The sequence below is a fragment of the Acidovorax sp. FJL06 genome (genome assembly GCF_003852545.1).
In the GTDB taxonomy this organism is placed as follows: Bacteria; Pseudomonadota; Gammaproteobacteria; order Burkholderiales; family Burkholderiaceae_C; genus Acidovorax.
Genome location: NZ_QAJR01000053.1, coordinates 2501 through 5572, shown reverse-complemented (window position 1 = coordinate 5572; position 3072 = coordinate 2501). Strand labels below are relative to the sequence as shown.

Annotated in this window: 2 rRNA genes (1 of these 2 running past the window's edge); both read right to left on the bottom strand. The window is 51.0% G+C overall.

The features are described from left to right. Positions 1 to 9: 9 nt before the first annotated feature. A 5S ribosomal RNA gene (gene rrf, locus DBV10_RS21625) occupies positions 10 to 122 on the bottom strand. Between the two features lie 144 nt (positions 123 to 266). Beyond that, positions 267 to 3072 (bottom strand): 23S ribosomal RNA (locus tag DBV10_RS21620); it runs 73 nt beyond the window's last position.

The following is a 3072-nucleotide window of genomic DNA, read 5'->3' as shown; positions in this document are numbered from 1 at the left end:
GCTGTAAGAGCCTGACGATGACCTACTTTCACACGGGAACCCGCACTATCATCGGCGCAAAGTCGTTTCACTGTCCTGTTCGGGATGGGAAGGAGTGGTACCAACTTGCTATGGTCATCAGGCATAACTTGGTGCTGGGCAGTTCGATGAACTGCCTGGCGAATTCATAGAGTCTGGAATCAGATTTTTGTATTTTTTGACTGCGTCTAACTTGGCATAACAGACTTTGAGCTTCACGCTGATTGCGTGTTGGCTATCAAAGTTATAGGGTCAAGCCGCACGAGCAATTAGTACAGGTTAGCTTAACGCATTACTGCGCTTCCACACCCTGCCTATCAACGTCCTGGTCTTGAACGACTCTTTAGGGGGCTCAAGGCCCCGGCAGATCTCATCTTGAAACGAGTTTCCCGCTTAGATGCTTTCAGCGGTTATCTCTTCCACACTTAGCTACTCGGCAATGCCACTGGCGTGACAACCGATACACCAGAGGTGTGTCCACTCCGGTCCTCTCGTACTAGGAGCAGGCTTCCTCAAATCTGCAGCGCCCACGGAAGATAGGGACCAAACTGTCTCACGACGTTTTAAACCCAGCTCACGTACCTCTTTAAATGGCGAACAGCCATACCCTTGGGACCGGCTACAGCCCCAGGATGAGATGAGCCGACATCGAGGTGCCAAACACCGCCGTCGATATGAACTCTTGGGCGGTATCAGCCTGTTATCCCCAGAGTACCTTTTATCCGTTGAGCGATGGCCCTTCCATACAGAACCACCGGATCACTATGTCCTGCTTTCGCATCTGCTCGACTTGTCAGTCTCGCAGTTAAGCACGCTTATGCCATTGCACTATCGTCACGATGTCCGACCGTAACTAGCGTACCTTCGAACTCCTCCGTTACGCTTTGGGAGGAGACCGCCCCAGTCAAACTGCCTACCATGCACTGTCCCCGATCCAGATAATGGACCTAGGTTAGAACCTCAAACACACCAGGGTGGTATTTCAACGTTGGCTCCATGAGATCTAGCGACCTCACTTCAAAGCCTCCCACCTATCCTACACAGATCTGTTCAAAGTCCAATACAAAGCTACAGTAAAGGTTCATGGGGTCTTTCCGTCTTTCCGCGGGGAGATTGCATCATCACAAACATTTCAACTTCGCTGAGTCTCAGGAGGAGACAGTGTGGCCATCGTTACGCCATTCGTGCAGGTCGGAACTTACCCGACAAGGAATTTCGCTACCTTAGGACCGTTATAGTTACGGCCGCCGTTTACTGGGACTTCAATCAAGAGCTTGCACCCCATCATTTAATCTTCCAGCACCGGGCAGGCGTCACACCCTATACGTCCACTTTCGTGTTTGCAGAGTGCTGTGTTTTTATTAAACAGTCGCAGCCACCGATTTTTTGCAACCCCGTTGGGCTCCCTCTGTACGAGTTCACCTACTTGGGGCATACCTTCTCCCGAAGTTACGGTATCAATTTGCCGAGTTCCTTCTCCTGAGTTCTCTCAAGCGCCTTAGAATACTCATCTCGCGCACCAGTGTCGGTTTGCGGTACGGTCGTCAATAGCTGAAGCTTAGTGGCTTTTCCTGGAAGCAGGGTATCACTCACTTCGTCTGCAAGCAGACTCGTTATCACCCCTCATCTAAGCCCGGCGGATTTGCCTACCAGGCACGACTACAGGCTTGAACCAACATATCCAACAGTTGGCTGAGCTAACCTTCTCCGTCCCCACATCGCACTATTGATCGGTACAGGAATATTGACCTGTTTCCCATCAGCTACGCATCTCTGCCTCGCCTTAGGGGCCGACTCACTCTACGCCGATGAACGTTGCGTAGAAAACCTTGCGCTTACGGCGAGGGGGCTTTTCACCCCCTTTAACGCTACTCATGTCAGCATTCGCACTTCTGATACCTCCAGCATCCGTTACCAGACACCTTCACAGGCCTACAGAACGCTCTCCTACCACGTGCAATAAATTGCACATCCGCAGCTTCGGTAACTGGCTTAGCCCCGTTACATCTTCCGCGCAGGACGACTCGATCAGTGAGCTATTACGCTTTCTTTAAATGATGGCTGCTTCTAAGCCAACATCCTGACTGTTTTAGCCTTCCCACTTCGTTTCCCACTTAGCCAATTTTAGGGACCTTAGCTGGCGGTCTGGGTTGTTTCCCTCTTGAGTCCGGACGTTAGCACCCGGTGCTCTGTCTCCCAAGCTGTACTCTGCGGTATTCGGAGTTTGCATAGGTTTGGTAAGTCGCCATGACCCCCTAGCCTAAACAGTGCTCTACCCCCGCAGGTAATACTTGAGGCACTACCTAAATAGTTTTCGGAGAGAACCAGCTATTTCCAAGTTTGTTTAGCCTTTCACCCCTATCCACAGCTCATCCCCTAGTTTTGCAACACTAGTGGGTTCGGACCTCCAGTACCTGTTACGGCACCTTCATCCTGGCCATGGATAGATCACTTGGTTTCGGGTCTACACCCAGCGACTGATTCGCCCTATTCGGACTCGATTTCTCTACGGCTTCCCTATTCGGTTAACCTTGCCACTGAATGTAAGTCGCTGACCCATTATACAAAAGGTACGCAGTCACCCTTGCGGGCTCCTACTTTTTGTAAGCATGCGGTTTCAGGATCTATTTCACTCCCCTCCCGGGGTTCTTTTCGCCTTTCCCTCACGGTACTGGTTCACTATCGGTCGATTACGAGTATTTAGCCTTGGAGGATGGTCCCCCCATATTCAGACAGGATTTCTCGTGTCCCGCCCTACTTTTCTCTAACTTAGTACCACACGTCTGTTTTCGCATACAGGGCTATCACCTGCTATGGCCGGGCTTTCCATCCCGTTTTGCTAACAGTCGTGCTATCACTAGAAGGCTCTTCCGATTTCGCTCGCCACTACTTTCGGAATCTCGGTTGATGTCTTTTCCTCGAGCTACTGAGATGTTTCAGTTCACCCGGTTCGCCTCGCATACCTATGTATTCAGTATGCGATACCTCTTGCGAGGTGGGTTTCCCCATTCAGAAATCTCCGGATCAAAGCTTATTTGCCAGCTCCCCGAAGCT